Below are 16,521 nucleotides of genomic sequence, written 5' to 3'. Positions count from 1 at the left end.
GGGGCATTGTCCCCCTATTAATTATTATTGTGCCGTAATAGATAAGGTAACTCCGCTTGCAGAACTATAGCCCTTTAAATCTATAAACCAAGTACCTGCTTGTGGGTTATCAATATTACAAGTTTCTAAATTACCATTTTTAAATGGCCTACATTGATAAACAGATTCTGTAGATGGGCTTGCAAAATTTACATATAAATCAGCATCTCCATTGCCCCCGCTAATATTAACTGTGAATGCCGAATAGCCAGCATCAAGATTTTGTGTGTATCGGCTCCAATTGTTTGCTGCTACCGAAATATTATTTTCTACACGATTGATAGGTTCTGCTGTGTTACCTTCGTTATAGCTACCGGTTAAAGAAACATTCGTAATCGCATTCCATGCTTGAACCATGACATAATAAACGCCCGCTTGGGCATTACCTATTTCACAACTCTCATTACTTGAAGAGGTTGTACTTTTACAATCAAAGCTTGTTAAGGTAGGTGCTGAATTAAATTTTACGTATAAATCGGCATCACCAGAACCACCGGATGTAATGAAGTTTAAGTTAGTCGCGTTGTCAGGTACGTTTAATGTGAATACACGTTCCGCTTTTGCACTTTCTGTTATACCGGCAACCGTAACACCGTTTTGTAATTCGTCGCCAATTGGGGGGATCACATCGCCTGCATTTTTTGCCATTTCCGATATGAAACTAACAGCTAATTTTGCAAACTTACTAGCATGATCAGCGTCAAAATTAGTGTCATTAATGGTATGAATTAATCGATTTATATCAGCCATTTTCGACTCAAATGGCATAGATGCTGTAAACCCTTGTTGATACCAAGATGCGTGATCAGAACATCCATATCCACATTGGTCAAAACCGTAACTAACAGAAGGCAAATAAGTATCGATTAGCTGACCTAGAAACTGGTTTTGAGCATTTGTTGTGTAATCTGTCATCATCACAATATCTTCATTGCTACCGTTATTACCAGTCATATCAAACTGCACCATACCAACAACATTTTTTCCTTGTGATTTGTATGCTGAGGCAATCGCTTTTGACCCCCTCAAGCCAACTTCTTCAGCTGCAAAGCCCATTATTTGAATTGTTCTTTGCGGCTTGTAGTCATTATCAACAATTGCTCTTAGTACTTCTGATAATACAGCGATACCTGATGCATTATCATCGGCACCAGGAGAACGTCCATTTGTAGGGTTTGATTGGTTAATTGAATCTAAATGTCCACCTATGATAACAATTTCATCAGCTTTTTCTTCCCCAGGTATTGTGACTATAATCGACGACTGCGCCCAACTATGAGTAAAATATTCAACGCTGATATCGCTACGACTTGCCGCTAACTGTTGCCAATAATCTTTTAACCATTGAGATGCATCTATCCCAGTTTGAGTTGTATAGTAGCGATTGTAAAAGCTACTCATTGAATTAACAGTATTTGTTAAATTATTAGGGCTAATACGATTAATTAGTTGCTGTGTTGTTTGCGCATTATCAATATTATAATCAAAAGCTAAGGTGTTTTGGTTTTGCACAGCTGCCAACTGTTCAGTATATTGTTTTGCTTCATCTAGTGATTCATGCACTACAAAACCGCCACACCGATGGTAATTATCATGCATAAACTCACTCAGCTGTGCTACATCCGAGGTCTTAACCTTTAAAAAATTAACGGTATCTAGCTCAGTTGCATGAATAGTTAATGATTGATGTGATTTACTTACTGTTTTTTTAGTCTGCTGATAATGCTTTGCTGCAATAGGATCTATTGTCACCCATATATTTTCGTTGTCTTGTGCATACAGTGGTTGAACAATTAAGGCGCTAGCGCTAACTAACGCAATATTTAATAAACGTTTCATAAATTGATTCCTTTTAAATCGAGCTGTATTTGTAGAAAGTGATATGACTAAGATAAAAAAGGGAGCGGACGCTCCCCTAGGAATTGATTTAGTTAGCTTGAATAGTAAGCGTTACACCACTTGCATTGCGGTATCCTTGTAAATCAATGTGCCAAGTCCCTGCTTGTGGGTTATCGATAGTACAACTTTCGTTATTGCCATTTTTATATGGGCGACAAACATAAGTATTTGTATCTGATGCTGCGCCAAAGTTTACATATAAATCCGCATCGCCACTGCCACCCGCAATTGAAACATTAAGTGAGCTATAACCTGAACCTAAACTTTGCGTAAATCGAGTCCAGCCTCCAGAGCTTACAGCTACATTTTCTTCAGTTCGATTTATAGGCGTTGTACCCCCAGTATCGCCATCATAACTGCCAAGTAATGTGACTCCTGAGATTTGATTCCATGCCTCAACCATTACATAATAAGTGCCGGTTTGAACATTACCGATAGCGCAACTTTCATTACTTGTTGACGTTGTGCTATTACAGTCAAAGCTATTTAGCGTTGGCTTAGACCCAAATTTTACATACAAATCAGCATCGCCTGTTCCACCTGATGTGGTAAATGATAAGTTACCGGCATCTTGTGGAACATCAAGCGTAAAGAATATTTGTTGTTTGGCTGCACCGCTGATCCCCGTGCGTGGGATGTCATTTGAAAGCGCTTCTATTTCGGAACCTGAATCACACGAACTACCAGCACTCAAACTAGAGTTTACACCAACAGCACTTAACGCCGCTTTTACGTCCTGTGTGTCGTAGTTTAGATCACAGGCTGCGTCCATAACACCATTACCGGCGATATCCCAGTTAGTACTGGCAGTCCAATACAGTTGATTAGCACGCGCCATCACTTCAAATGCTTTTTTTGTATTCCATCCAGCAGTCGTGGCTAGGTTATAAAACGCTTTGTTGTAAACACCTGAACTGTAATGTACATCCATACCACTAGTATAATCGCTTTGTTTATCAATCGAGCGCCCATCTTGTGTTGGATTATTCATGTATCGCAAAGCACCATTACCTTTGAATATGTCTTGACCTACGAGCCAATCATTACTTCCTTTCATGTAATACTCTGCAGCCTCACCTGCCATATCAGAAAAAGCTTCATTCAGCCCGCCTGATTTGCTGTTATAGATCAGACCTGAATTTTGCTCGGTAAACCCATGGCTTACTTCATGGGCTGATACATCTAAGCTTACAAGTGGATAAAATGTATTTTGACCATCTCCAAAAGTCATTGCACTGCCATCCCAAAATGCATTTTCATAATTGTTGCTATAATGCACTCTCATTTTTAATTGAAAAGATAGTGGTGGCGTACCAATCCAATCGTTATACATGTTATAAATTACGTTGCCGAAATAATGTGCATCATTTAAAGGTGAGTAAGCACCATTAATTTCTTTAAAGGTATTCTCAGGACAGGTAAATGAATAGGCATTTGTTCCGCTCGTCCCACCATTTAAATTAATAGTTCTAACGTTACTATTTTCCATCACGCAATTACTGCCCGATTGAGTTACATTCAAACTATCAAAATCAGTGCCATAAACATATTTGCCCGTCTTCAAGTTTCCACCTGGACCAGTCGCATCAGCATGTTGGAGGTTATCGATGCTAAATAGAATATCTCCATTATTTGCATCAATAATTTGATAAGGTCTCGCAGGGTTTCGACCATAAGTTACATAAGACACCTCATAAACCAAATGAGCAGTACCTTGTTCGTCTAGCCAAATTGCTAGTTGAGATTTTTCATTATACTTTTTCAAATCAGCGGTTTTTATTGCTATATCTGATTGTTGCAACCCTTTTGTAATTGCTTTATTTTTACTTAACTTAGGAGTAACACTATTAATATCTGTAGCAAGATCATAAACAGCAGCGCCATGAGAGTGTTTTAGCTGGCCATTTTTGAATGTTAGGCTAACGGTATCTCCTATAACGGGTAAATCGTTAAAGAACTGTTGATATCGTTTGGTTATATCTCCATTTTTACTTTTAATTTCTTTTACTACGACTAATTTATTCCCTGACTCCAAGCCAATTTTTGCAGCTAGGTTAGTATCATTAGGTGATACAACACTACTTTGCGCTTTATTGATGTTATTTGACTGCTCACTAAGGTATTTTTTATTCGCAGCTACCGCTGCTGGTGCTTGTACTAGAGTAAAAGCCGCAAGGGTTGCTATTGTGATTTTTGATAAATTCACGGTTACGCTCCATTTTGTTTTGTTAATAGTATATTTATACTAACCGGCACTACCTGTTCCCGATTCAGGATCAGCGTAGGTCACAAAATGACCAAATGGAAATTAAACAAAAAATTTACAATTAAAGTATTAGCCAACAAAAATAAAGTGTTAAAAATCAATGTTAAATGATTTTTAGTTTCGTTTTAATGAATTTTAAATATTTAATTTGTAAATTTAAAGTTACAAAGTAGAGGTTGTAATTTGTAAAAAAGAAAGGCACGTAATAAGAATTACGAAAAAAGTGGAGGGCATATTTAATTATTATGCCCATGTATCGAGGTGTTTATCGTTATCATCTGTATTTTTATTATGTTCATCAGCATTTGTTGTCGATATTTTTTTTGCTTTTCTATCTCTTTCTTTTTACGCTCTTCAAGTTCAACTTGTTTTGCTCTAGCGCTTTGTTGCACCCCTGCAATATGAAAAGCACCTTTAGATTCAAGCGCTAAACGGGTAATTTGCCCTAAATAGGGGATCATTATATCCATGTGTACCTCCAGCAGGTTAGGCGTAATTTAATAAATATAAAACTGTTGATAAATAAAGCAATACTGTCAATGTTATCGGCAGCGGTAAGATATTCATTAAATTTTCTTGCCGTCATATCGATTAATACATTATTCAATATTGCTAAAATTAAGTTTTAAATGCGGGTAATAAAGCTCACAATTTTGATTAATAAATGCTGTTGGCATTACAGCATATTGACCGTGATCTTTTAAATATTCCATGTGCTTTTTGCCATCTGTAGTAAATTGATGAAATAAAGAATGATTAACCCCATCAAATTCTAGCGGTTTTATTTTAACTAAGTCGCATAGTTCCTTATTAAAAGCAGGGGTCGATTTAACCCATTCACCTTCAATAAACTGCTCCACGTAAGCATGCATTGTAAACACTTCATTCTTTAGTAACTCATCTAATTTAGGAGTGCTCAAATGGTTACGAACATCAGCTAAACCTAATCGTGCAGGAATATTACAAGCTCGGCTTAATGCTATTTGTAATGATGCCTTTGGAATACAATATGCTGCTTTATTATCCAAGCAATAATCACTACTTAGTGACTTTGCTCCATCTAAAAGTGTAAAAGGATCATATTTAATTCCATCTCTTACAAGGTAATATATTGAAACGGCCTTAGTGCGTTCGTCATTGCCTTTTACCTTTTTTAGCCAGCTATTAATTTCATTATGCTTGTGATTGAAAAAAGCATCATTTTGTAAGTACTGCTTCAAACCTGTCCCCTTAACGAATGTATTTATTGTAATTACAGATAGTTTAGCTATATTTTTTAATAGTAAAAAAGCATTTTAAAACAATAAGTTTAAAACTATATAAGTCTTTAAAGTATCTTTTAATGTTACTTATACAAAAATTAAAATACTATGTCTGCACAGGCATTTTAAATAGTCCGATTGGGCCATAAGAATTATGAAAAATATAGCAATTATTGCCTATGAGGGCTGCTGGGCTGTTAGCGTATTTTTAGCTAAAGATTTTTTTACCATTGTTTCTTTACTCGACACACATTACTCATTACCTCAAAGTTATAACGTAGAAATAATAACGACCGACGGTGCACCTATAACAAGCTCGAGTAATTCACTGGTTATTGCCGATAAGTCACTTACTGATAAGCAGTATGACTTAGTTATTATACCGCCGATAGAAGGTTCTAAATTAAAAAATATGCCACGGGGCACTGAGTTAATTGTTGAATGGTTAAAACCTAAAATAAGTAGTAATACGTCTATTCTTTGTTTAAGTAATGGCTCATATTTTTTAGCAGCAACAGGTAAATTAAATAAAACGGTGATTGCTACGCATTGGAGCTTAGTCAAGCCGCTAAGTGGATTATTTCCTGATTGCCAATTTATTAGTCATAAATCGTATTTAAGAAAGGGGAATATATATACAACGGGCTCTTTTGAAGCGGGTATTAGCGTACTTTTAAGCCTTGTTGCTCGAGACAAAGGCGATCGTTTTTCTCAGCAGTGCGCTACTCATTTACTTATTTCTGACTCTGGTAAGTTAAACCTTATTTTGCCTCAATTTAATAATCACAGAGACGAAAAAATTAACGAAGTACAAGATTGGATTCATAATTACTCAAACGGTGTAATCACTATCAATAAATTAGCAAAACAATTTAATTTTAGTGAACGCAATTTAAAAAGACGATTCTCACAAGCAACAGGTATATCAATCAACAAATATGTACAAGAAGTACGCATAGATAGAGCCAAAAAACAGTTATTAGCAACAGATAAAACCGTGAACGAAATATCAGTAGACGTAGGGTATGAAAACAGTAGTTTTTTCTCGCTTATTTAAAAAAAGCACAGGGTTAACACCTGCAAAGTGGCGTAAAAATGATTAATTAACTTTGTTTAAATAATGATTTAAGCCCAAGAGTTCAATTCCATCATCATTTTGGTTACCGTTTTATTTGTGATTTAGTTTACTCTTTATAAAGCACTTCGTTTTTTCTTTTTGTAATTCAAGTTGTAATTTTTTGGTAGCTTCACCGTTTTACACATCTGCGATATAAGACATACCTTTAGATTCATGCTACAAACCGATTACTTTATCCAAATAAGTGGGCATCATAGATATGCCTACATCCTTCAAGAACTCAGCTAATTGATGAGTAAAAATCAAACAATTCATGTAACACTAATTGAAATGGGTTATATTCTTAGTACCGGCAGTTATAAGGTATTCTTTAATTAAAGAAAATTTTCCTTGCCATGATATCGGTTAATATGTTTTTATAAATGCGAAATTTATTAAACAGATTGCAGCTAAGCGTTAACACAATAACGATTAGCCAAACAGGATATAAAAAATGCTTAATTCACTGACAGTTGTACATCACCACCATCATTCATCGGAATAACCTGTCAGGTCTTTCGCTGAGAGGTTGTTCCTAAAAGGAAACCTCTGGCGAATCAACATACCAAGATTCATTTTCGCCCTGAGGTTTCCCTCGGGGTTTTTAGTTTTTAAATTAAAGGAAAATGAGTAATGAATAATAGTAATCGTCTTCGTATCGCCATCCAAAAAGGTGGCCGCCTATCTAAAGATTGTCAAGAACTGCTTAAACAACTGGGTGTAAAACTCAATCTTCGTGAGCAGCGCCTTATAGCACACTCAACCAACATGCCTATCGACGTTTTACGTGTGCGCGATGACGATATTCCAGGCTTAGTTATGGATGGTGTATGTGATTTAGGTATTGTTGGCGAAAACGTATTAGTTGAAGTACAAGCAGAAAGAGAGCGCCAAGGTGTACCGAGTGAAGTAACAAAGCTTGCTAAACTTGACTTTGGTTACTGTCGTTTAGCACTTGCATGGCCACAAGAACTTGGTAAACAAGACAAGAGCTGGTTTGAAGGCAAACGTATAGCAACCACTTACCCAGAAATTTTAAGCCAATACCTAAAACGCGAAGGCATCAACGCCAGTACAGTAATGTTAACAGGTTCAGTGGAAGTAGCCCCACGAGCAGGACTTGCCGATGCTATTTGTGATTTAGTCTCTACAGGCGCAACACTTGAAGCAAATGGCTTAATGCAAGGTGATACTATTTTAGAGTCAAATGCCTGTTTAATCCAAAACACTCAGCTACAAGATCCTGAAAAATTAGCACTGATTAATAAACTAATGCCTCGTTTACGTGGTGTTAAGCAAGCTAAAGAAAGCAAATACATTATGCTACACGCACCAAAAAATAAGCTTGATGAAATTTGTGAAATTTTACCAGGCGCTGGTCAACCTACCTTACTTGCCCTTGCAGGTAACGATGAATATGTTGCCCTACACATAGTGAGCAGCGAAACCCTATTTTGGGAAACCATGGAGCAACTTAAAGCACTTGGTGCCAATTCTATTTTAGTTATGCCAATTGAAAAAATGATGGAGTAACAAGCCATGCTTCGTTGGAATGAGGAATCTTCACAAGTTCAAGCAGCGGCGCTTATGCGCCCTGCTGTATCAGCGAGTGAAAAAGTAGAAAGCATTTGCCAAACTATTTTGGCAAAAGTAAATGCACAAGGCGACGCCGCATTACTTGCGTTAGCGAAAGAGTTTGATAACCGAGCCGAGCCGCGTTTACGAGTTCCACTTGATGAAATTAATGCCGCTGAGAAAATGCTAAGCCCAGAGCTTAAGTATGCAATTGATACCGCTTATGCCAATGTGAAATGTTTTCACCAAGCGCAACTGCCAAAAGATATTAAGTTATCGACTCAACCAGGTGTTGACTGTGAACTGAAATATCAAGCCATCGAAGCAGTCGGTATTTATGTACCTGGCGGAAGTGCCCCTCTTCCATCATCGGTTATTATGCAAGGTGTATTGGCGCAGTTAAGCGGTGCAAAAACCGTGGTATTAACCACCCCAGTACAAGGTGATAAAGCAATTAACCCGGCTATTTTATATGCCGCTAAATTATGTGGTATCACCACAATTATTGAAAGCGGTGGTGCAGGCGCGATTGCTGCTATGGCCTATGGCACAGAGTCTGTTCCTAAAGTGAATAAGATTTTTGGCCCAGGTAACAGCTTTGTTACTATGGCAAAACAGTTAGTCGCCCAAACGATTCCAGGTATGGCGATTGATATGCCAGCAGGGCCGTCAGAAGTGTTAGTGATTGCAGATGAACGTGCAAACCCAGAGTTTATTGCTGCCGACTTACTGTCTCAAGCAGAACACGGGGCTGACTCACAAGTTATTTTATTATGTAACAGTGAAACGATTATTGAACAAACGCAAGACGCACTTACTCGTCAATTAGCTAACTTAAGTCGAAAAGACACTGCCGAGCAGGCACTGGCTAATTCGTCACTTATTCTAGTTGATTCAGTAGCCCAAGCGTTCGACGTATCAGCGCAATACGGGCCAGAGCACTTAATATTACAGCTTGGCGATGCCACTCCTTATTTAGATAAAGTAAAGAATGCAGGCTCTGTATTTGTTGGCGATTACACCCCTGAGTCAGCGGGCGATTATGCCTCAGGCACTAATCACGTGTTACCCACTTATGGTTACAGTGCAACTTATTCTAGCTTGAATTTACTTGATTTTTTCCGTACTTACACAGTACAGACCATCAGTAAACGTGGCTTAACTGAGCTTTCAAAAGCTATTTTACCCTTAGCAGATGCAGAAGGCCTAGATGCCCACGCTAATGCGGTTTCAATTCGTTTAGAGGCAATAAAAAATGAGCAATGATAGCGGCTTATTACCTGATAATATTGCAGCGCTTGCTGCGTATAGCTCAGCTAAAAGTGAGAAGTTAACCGGTACAACGTGGCTCAATGCGAACGAAAGCCCGTATGCTAAAAACCTTGAAATAACAATTGAAGACTTGAATCGTTACCCCGACCCTCAGCCTAAATTGGTTATTGACCGCTACGCTGCCTATGCTGAGCTTGAAAACGAAAATGTATTAATGACTCGCGGTGCCGATGAAGGCATTGAATTATTAGTACGTACCTACTGTGAACCGTCAAAAGACAGTATTGCACTATTTTTACCAACATATGGTATGTACAAAGTAACGGCCGATACACACAACGTCGCAATCAATGGCCTAACACAAGCGCTTTTGTTAAATGGCAGCGTGGATGAAATAGTTGCCGCTGTGGGTAGCTCAAAACTAGTGTTTATTTGTAATCCAAATAATCCAACTGGAAGCTTAACGCCGCTAGATAAAGTAAAAGCCATTGCCACTGCGCTTGCAGGTAAAGCATTAGTGATTGTTGATGAAGCCTACATAGAGTTTTGTCCAGAGCAAAGTGCAACACAACTTATAAACGAGTTTAGTAACATTGTTGTACTTCGTACACTCTCAAAAGCATTCGCACTCGCGGGTTTAAGAACAGGGTTTACTCTCGCTCAGGCCAGTGTATTAGCGCCTATTCGTAAAGTCATTGCACCGTATCCGGTATCGGGTGTGGTGGCCAGCATTGCAGCACAAGCCATTGCCCCTGATGCCATTACCTCAATGCGTCGCCAAGTAACGATTTTAAATAGCTTAAAGTTAAAGCTTATTGACTGGTTAAACGCCTCCCCTGCAGTATTAAAAATACTCACTGGTGAAGGCAACTTCGTTACTTTAAAGTTAGCTAACAAGGATTACTTTAAACAAGCGCTTAAACAAGGCTTAGTAATGCGCGCCTTCACCTTATTTAATGAAGATGATTGGCTACGTATTTCAATTGGTAATGAACAAGAATTAGAACAAGTAAAAATTTGGTTAGATGGCCTGCAATTGCCACAAACCGCAGCACAACAGGAAGTATCATGAGTAACCCCTATTTATTTATAGACCGCGATGGCACTATTATTGAAGAGCCAATCACCGATAAACAAGTCGACAGCCTTGAAAAACTAGCGTTTTTACCAGGTGTCATTCCTGCCTTATTGCAACTGCAAGCAGCAGGCTATCGCTTAGTGATGGTATCGAATCAAGATGGCTTGGGCACAGACAGCTTTCCAACTGCCGATTTCAACATTGCTCAAGACAAAATGATGGACATCTTACAAAGCCAAGGCATTAGCTTTGAGTCAGTATTAATTTGTCCACACTTTGACGAGCAAAACTGTGATTGCCGTAAACCTAAAACGGGTTTATTAACTGAACTTATGCGCTCAGGCAAAGTTGATTTAGCACGTTCATATGTAATTGGCGATCGCCAAACCGATATTGGCCTTGCGCAAAACTTATGTTGTGAAGGCATTTTGTACGATGGCAGCTGGCCTGCCATTGTTACCAAGCTAACCACAGCCAACCGCGAAGGCCGTGTGACACGCAACACTAAAGAAACACAAATAGATGTAGCGGTTAACCTTGATCAAACGAAAAATGGCAGCATAGACACTGGCCTTGGCTTTTTTGATCATATGCTTGATCAAATTCGCACGCACGCCAACATTGGTTTAAACATTAAAGCCAAAGGCGATTTACACATAGACGAGCACCACCTTGTTGAAGACATTGGTATTGCACTAGGTGTTGCGCTTAAACAAGCGCTTGGCACTAAATCGCAAATAGCGCGCTATGGTTTTGCACTGCCAATGGATGAATGTAAAGCAGAGGCACAAATTGATTTATCAGGTCGCGCTTCATTTGTATTAAACGCTAACTTTAGCCGTGAAAAAGCCGGTGATTTAGACGTACAAATGGTTGAGCACTTTTTTAAAAGCTTAAGCGATAACGCCGCGATTAGCCTTATTCTATCGGTGAGTGACGGTAACTGTCATCACCAAGTAGAAGGCTTATTTAAAGCGTTTTCACGTGCTCTTCGTATGGCAGTAGCACAAGACACCAGCCAACAAACAGCCAGCTCTAAGGGATGTTTATGATTGCCATAATTAATACCGGGTGTGCCAATATAAATTCAGTGCGTTTTGCCTTTGAACGCTTAGGGCAAACGCCAACGGTAATTACCACGCCAGAGCAGTTAAAAGGCTTTGAACGTGCAATATTACCCGGTGTTGGCCATGCATCAGTTGCCATGAAACGCCTTGTAGATAACGGCTGGCAACAAGCTATAAACGAATACCAGCGTCCACTTATGGGAATTTGTTTAGGTATGCAGTTACTGTGCGAAAGCACCGAAGAAGGTAATGTGCAGTGCTTAGGTAAAATACCAGGGCAAGTAAAAGCCCTTGATGTTGGTAGTTTAACGTCGCCGCATATGGGTTGGAATAACCTAAGCATTAATAAAGAGCATGCACTTACTAAAGGGTTAACACAAGACGAGCAAGTGTACTTTGTTCATAGCTTTGCGCACACCGTAAACGACGCAACACTTGTAAGCGGCGAATACGGCCAAACCTTTTCAGCCATAGTTGCTAAAGACAACTACGCTGGCATGCAATTTCACCCTGAGCGCAGTGCAAAAGTAGGCACCCGTTTATTACAAAATTTTGTTGATTGGCAGTTATAAACGGCCCATTAACCAACAATAAAGAGATTATTTGTGATTATTCCAGCATTAGACGTATTACAAAATCAAATTGTTCGTTTATACCAAGGTAAATACGACACCGCCCAGTTTTATCCTTTTGAGCTTGGCGCACGGTTAAAAGAATACGCCGACAGCGGCGCAGGTAAATTGCACCTTGTAGATTTAGAAGGCGCACGCGATCCAAGTAAAAAACAGTGGCAACATATTCAAGCTGCAACTAAAGCGCTTAATGTACCGTACCAAGTGGGCGGCGGTATTCGCTCAGAGCAAGACGTGAGCGATTGGCTAAAAGCCGGTGCTAACCAAGTGGTTATTGGCTCAATGGCGGTAGAAAAACGCGAGCAAGTAAAAGCCTGGATTGAACAATTTGGCGCCGAGCACTTTGTAATTGCCCTTGATGTAAATAAAACAGCCACAGGCTGGGCACCAGCTACAAACGGTTGGTTGAGCGAGTCAGAGTTTGGTTTACTTGAGCTTGTTGATTTTTATGTGAGCTTAGGTGTTATTGACTTTTTATGTACGGACATCAGTAAAGACGGCACCATGACAGGTCCATCGTTTGAATTATATGAAGATTTAACTCGTCACAACAGCACTATTAAAGTGCAAGCTTCTGGTGGCGTAAGTTCACTTGATGACATTAAAAAACTAAAAGAGCTTGGTGTGGGCGGCGTAATTTTAGGTAAGTCACTACTTGATGGCGCATTTAGTGTTGAGGAGGCGTTAGCATGCTATCAAAACGCATAATTCCGTGTTTAGATGTTAAAGACGGCCAAGTAGTAAAAGGCGTTAAATTTAAAGGCCATGAAGTTGTTGGTGATATTTTAACAATGGCAAAAGCATACAGCGATGCTGGTGCCGATGAACTGGTTTTTTACGAAATCAGCGCAAGTGTTGAAAAACGCCTACTTGATGTTAACTGGGTTGAAAACATTGCCCGCCACATTGATATTCCATTTTGTGTGGCTGGCGGTATTAAATCGGTAGCCGATGCAGCACGGGTTTTAGAGCGTGGTGCCGATAAAATAAGTATCAACAGCCCTGCTATTGCACGCCCTGAACTCATAAAAGAGCTACACGATGAATTTGGTAAGCAATGTGTTGTTGTAGGTATTGACAGCTTTTACGATGAAGTAACCGGCGAATACTTAGTGTATCAATTAACCGGCGATCCTAATGCGTCAAGCCGCACTCGTTATAAAACCGAAGAATGGGTTAAACGCGTACAAGACTTAGGTGCAGGCGAAATCGTTTTAAATTGTATGAACCAAGATGGTGTTCGCAACGGTTACGACAACGAGCAACTCAGCAAAATACGCCAGCTGTGTGATATTCCTTTAATCGCCTCAGGCGGTGCAGGTAGTATGCAAGACTTTGTTGATGTATTTCAACAAAGCGAAGTCGATGGCGCATTGGCAGCAAGCGTTTTTCACAAAAATGTGATTAACATTGGCGAATTAAAACAATATTTAACCGATAACCAAGTGGCAGCAAGATTATGCAATTAACACAACAAAACCAAACCCAAGTTGATTTTGCTAAAAGCGAAATGATCCCTGCTATTGTTCAAGATGCCCGCTCTGGCGTTATTTTAATGCAAGGCTTTATGAACAGCGAAGCGTTAAAAGTTACGCTTGAGAGCAATAAAGTGACCTTTTATTCGCGTTCTAAATCGCGTTTATGGACTAAAGGCGAATCATCAGAAAACTACTTAAATGTGGTATCGGTTCATACCGATTGTGACTACGACTCAATTTTAGTAATGGCTAACCCAGAGGGCCCAACATGCCACTTAGGCACACAAAGCTGCTTTGGCGATGATGCTAAACCAAGCTTAAGCTTTTTAGCACAATTAGAAGATGTCATTGTTGAGCGTAAAAATGATGATCCAGCTAAAAGCTACACCGCCTCACTGTTCGCAGAAGACTTAAGCCGTAGCTGTCAAAAAGTAGGTGAAGAAGGTGTAGAAGTGGCACTTGCAGCAATGAAACATGACAACAATGAACTTACCAACGAATCGGCCGATTTGTTGTATCATCTAGTTGTACTACTACAACGCCAAGGGTTAGAACTCACTGATGTAGTTGCTTGCCTACAAGGTCGTCATAAGTAAATACAACGATTACTGTGTGCGCCATTATGTGGCGCACATCGTTATAAAAAGCCATAATTTTTCTTTTTAATTCAGCCTCTCAATAGCATTTATTCTCTCCCTTAGGTATCCTTTAACTAGGGTCTGCTGACCTTTACGGATTAATATTTGTTCAAACTAGGGGGCGGTTTAATCGCGGCGCGAGGTTTGCAACCTAGTGGGCTCGATAACTGCTCCTGCGTTATTCTACTGGCTTACATCCATGTAGGCAAAATCGCCTCTAGGCAGAACCCTTCGGGCAGCGCCTGTTTGGCATTGATGCTGCGTTATCGCCTATTTATGTAGAATAACCACACCACATAAGCTCTGCCTAAACACCAAACAGACTGCTGCAAATTTAATCTCAAAAGGTCAACAGCCCCTAATTAACTTTGACTAAATTATTTATGCTTACCCGGTAACATAGAACCCAATACGCCATCTTGCTTTATTAAACCATGATAAAGTGCAGCGCTTACATGCATAAAAATAAACAGTAAAAATGCATAAGCAATTAAGCCATGTGCTTCACGAAAAAATGCATAGGTCTCAATATTTTTACTAACTAAATCAGGCAAAGTAAATATACCAAAAAAGCTCACAGAACGTTCGTCAGCACTTTGCATTAACCAGCCTGAAATTGGCATTAAAATCATAGACGCATATAAGCCCACTTGGGTTAAATGTGCCGCTAAAGCTTGTGCTTTAGGCACACTTTGGGGTAATGCAGGGCTTTTATGCATTACTTTATTAATTAATCTTATCGCCACTAATATCAGTGCTAACACGCCAAACGATTTATGTAGTTGTATAGCTTCTACTTGCCATACGGCTAAACTTTGTACCATCGATAAACCAAGAAATAACATAGAAAGTATAATTAATGCCATCGCCCAGTGAATAAGCATACTCGACGCTGAGTATTTAGTAATTGTGTTCATTGACTCGTTCCTGTGATTAATTATTTAAAAGTACTTCTTTAGCACGACGACGAAATGACTCTGCATACGCAGCGCCACGGGCACGTAAAATAGGATCGGCACTTGGCTCAATACCTGTTGGTAATACCAGCGGATCAAAGTTCATGTTTTCACATACCCCACCCTGTTGTGCTTGCAAGCGTGATATTACTAACGTACCGGCGTTAATCGTTTTGCGCGATTGTGGCCATAAAACAGTTGGGTTGTTTTCATCATCTTCTTCGGTTGCAAAGCTAAACAGCATATCGAACTTAACCGGAGACTGAGCTACTTGGTCTTTAAGTTGTAGTTGCAACGCATCTGGTGAATTATTATTAAGTGATTGGATATTTTCATCACTTAATTGTGGTTTAGCAATCCAGCGTACGGCATGCTTTTCATCATTCTCATCCATCAAATAAAACGCATTGATACTGTGGTATTGCTCAGTGGCAAAGCTACTGGTTGGCGTGTAGCTTGCTTTCCAGTTATTAAAAGCAGCACTTTCAGGGTGTGCTGCAAAAAACGCTTTAATTTTTTCTGGGCTGCGCTTTTTAGTCACCGGATCGGGTGAAAGTGCTTGTAGTTGTTTAAAAAACGCTTCTGGCGTAGCTACGGCCATAACCGGAGGCGTATTCATTGCCACCCGCCATTCTTGGTTATCATCAGCAGTTATAGAAAACGCTAAACTACGAACTGGAGCTTTTAAATCAGGTGCAGTTGGATTATTACCCGCAATAGAAAAGCGACCTACAAAAGGAGTGGCCCCTAAATCAAATACCTTCGCTTGCGAATACTTAGCAAGCTCACCCGTTGACTCAAAAGAGCCTGCTAAACAAATACCTTTTGTGTGTGCTCGGCGAAATCCCTTATGGGTTTTATCACCTTGCTGTAAATTAACAAAACGCTGTGCAGTCACTGCATCACGATTAAATGCGCCAGTAAAATACAAAATAGTCAGGGCAAATAAGCTAATAATTGCTATTAAGATGATTTTTTTACTCATGGTAGGATTTGACCTCGTATGATTATTTTTTGATGACTATGTTGGAATTTTTCACAGTTAAAATTACCCGCGAAAATAATGGCTAACCATTGCTGAGTGATGCTTTGAGTTGAAGTGTTTTTATCAAGCAATACCAACATCACTCTTACAAGACCGCTCCTAAGCAATTAATATTTCAATTTAAATTGTAAAAAGTACAGTTTGTGGTTTTAATACTACATAGCTAATATTTTAGGCGTCTGCTTTTAAAATGTTGA

The 16,521-nt window shown here is 39.3% G+C and carries 14 protein-coding genes and 1 pseudogene; 9 read left to right on the top strand and 6 right to left on the bottom strand.

What is annotated here, in order from left to right; translation table 11 throughout:
• Nucleotides 1-24 precede the first annotated feature (24 nt).
• The 4 genes and pseudogenes from AB8618_RS16980 to AB8618_RS16965 all read right to left on the bottom strand — a co-directional run bounded on the left by AB8618_RS16980 (nucleotide 25) and on the right by AB8618_RS16965 (nucleotide 5,424).
• Nucleotides 25-1,878: a M28 family metallopeptidase gene (locus tag AB8618_RS16980; RefSeq protein ID WP_409425937.1), complete on the bottom strand. Its 1,854-nt coding sequence runs from the start codon at nucleotides 1,876-1,878 to the stop codon at nucleotides 25-27.
• An 88-nt stretch (nucleotides 1,879-1,966) separates the two neighbouring features.
• Nucleotides 1,967-4,144 (bottom strand): M4 family metallopeptidase, encoded by a 2,178-nt coding sequence (locus AB8618_RS16975; protein ID WP_409425936.1) that lies wholly within the window; start codon nucleotides 4,142-4,144, stop codon nucleotides 1,967-1,969.
• A gap of 303 nt (nucleotides 4,145-4,447) precedes the next feature.
• Nucleotides 4,448-4,674, bottom strand: a pseudogene (locus tag AB8618_RS16970) (hypothetical protein).
• A 129-nt stretch (nucleotides 4,675-4,803) separates the two neighbouring features.
• Nucleotides 4,804-5,424: a transglutaminase-like domain-containing protein gene (locus AB8618_RS16965; RefSeq protein WP_409425935.1), complete on the bottom strand. Its 621-nt coding sequence runs from the start codon at nucleotides 5,422-5,424 to the stop codon at nucleotides 4,804-4,806.
• A 196-nt stretch (nucleotides 5,425-5,620) separates the two neighbouring features.
• Between AB8618_RS16965 and AB8618_RS16960 the strand changes: the two genes are divergently transcribed.
• From AB8618_RS16960 to hisIE, 9 genes are all read left to right on the top strand, one after another.
• Nucleotides 5,621-6,523 (top strand): GlxA family transcriptional regulator, encoded by a 903-nt coding sequence (locus AB8618_RS16960; protein ID WP_409425934.1) that lies wholly within the window; start codon nucleotides 5,621-5,623, stop codon nucleotides 6,521-6,523.
• Between the two features lie 693 nt (nucleotides 6,524-7,216).
• Entirely contained in the window at nucleotides 7,217-8,116 is a 900-nt protein-coding gene (gene hisG, locus AB8618_RS16955) for an ATP phosphoribosyltransferase (RefSeq protein WP_413403259.1), read from the top strand.
• A gap of 6 nt (nucleotides 8,117-8,122) precedes the next feature.
• Nucleotides 8,123-9,424: a histidinol dehydrogenase gene (hisD, locus tag AB8618_RS16950; RefSeq protein WP_248527002.1), complete on the top strand. Its 1,302-nt coding sequence runs from the start codon at nucleotides 8,123-8,125 to the stop codon at nucleotides 9,422-9,424.
• Nucleotides 9,414-10,502, top strand: a complete 1,089-nt coding sequence (gene hisC, locus AB8618_RS16945) for a histidinol-phosphate transaminase (RefSeq protein WP_413403257.1) — start codon at nucleotides 9,414-9,416, stop codon at nucleotides 10,500-10,502. The genes hisD and hisC overlap by 11 nt, the downstream gene beginning before the upstream one ends.
• On the top strand, nucleotides 10,499-11,560 hold the full coding sequence (hisB, locus tag AB8618_RS16940) for a bifunctional histidinol-phosphatase/imidazoleglycerol-phosphate dehydratase HisB (RefSeq protein WP_413403255.1): 1,062 nt from the start codon (nucleotides 10,499-10,501) through the stop codon (nucleotides 11,558-11,560). The genes hisC and hisB overlap by 4 nt, the downstream gene beginning before the upstream one ends.
• Nucleotides 11,557-12,147: an imidazole glycerol phosphate synthase subunit HisH gene (hisH, locus tag AB8618_RS16935; protein WP_075170186.1), complete on the top strand. Its 591-nt coding sequence runs from the start codon at nucleotides 11,557-11,559 to the stop codon at nucleotides 12,145-12,147. The genes hisB and hisH overlap by 4 nt, the downstream gene beginning before the upstream one ends.
• A gap of 33 nt (nucleotides 12,148-12,180) precedes the next feature.
• Nucleotides 12,181-12,915 (top strand): 1-(5-phosphoribosyl)-5-[(5-phosphoribosylamino)methylideneamino] imidazole-4-carboxamide isomerase, encoded by a 735-nt coding sequence (locus tag AB8618_RS16930; RefSeq protein WP_413403252.1) that lies wholly within the window; start codon nucleotides 12,181-12,183, stop codon nucleotides 12,913-12,915.
• Nucleotides 12,897-13,676 carry an imidazole glycerol phosphate synthase subunit HisF gene (hisF, locus tag AB8618_RS16925; protein WP_413403250.1) on the top strand — a complete coding sequence of 260 codons (780 nt, stop codon included), beginning with the start codon at nucleotides 12,897-12,899 and terminating at the stop codon, nucleotides 13,674-13,676. Before AB8618_RS16930 ends, hisF begins: the two co-directional genes overlap by 19 nt.
• A complete protein-coding gene (gene hisIE, locus AB8618_RS16920; RefSeq protein ID WP_413403248.1) occupies nucleotides 13,667-14,281 on the top strand; it encodes a bifunctional phosphoribosyl-AMP cyclohydrolase/phosphoribosyl-ATP diphosphatase HisIE in 615 nt (204 codons plus the stop codon). The genes hisF and hisIE overlap by 10 nt, the downstream gene beginning before the upstream one ends.
• A 419-nt stretch (nucleotides 14,282-14,700) precedes the next feature.
• Here the strand turns inward: hisIE and AB8618_RS16915 are convergent, their stop codons facing one another.
• Nucleotides 14,701-15,240, bottom strand: a complete 540-nt coding sequence (locus AB8618_RS16915) for a cytochrome b (RefSeq protein ID WP_409425929.1) — start codon at nucleotides 15,238-15,240, stop codon at nucleotides 14,701-14,703.
• Between the two features lie 16 nt (nucleotides 15,241-15,256).
• Nucleotides 15,257-16,264, bottom strand: coding sequence for a catalase family peroxidase (locus tag AB8618_RS16910; protein ID WP_409425928.1), 1,008 nt, complete (start codon nucleotides 16,262-16,264; stop codon nucleotides 15,257-15,259).
• Nucleotides 16,265-16,521 lie beyond the last annotated feature (257 nt).

Source organism: Pseudoalteromonas sp. RW-H-Ap-1 (assembly GCF_048318575.1).
Taxonomy (GTDB): Bacteria; Pseudomonadota; Gammaproteobacteria; order Enterobacterales; family Alteromonadaceae; genus Pseudoalteromonas.
The sequence above is the reverse complement of the archived record's forward strand: the minus strand, read 5'-3'. Positions and strand labels throughout refer to the sequence as shown.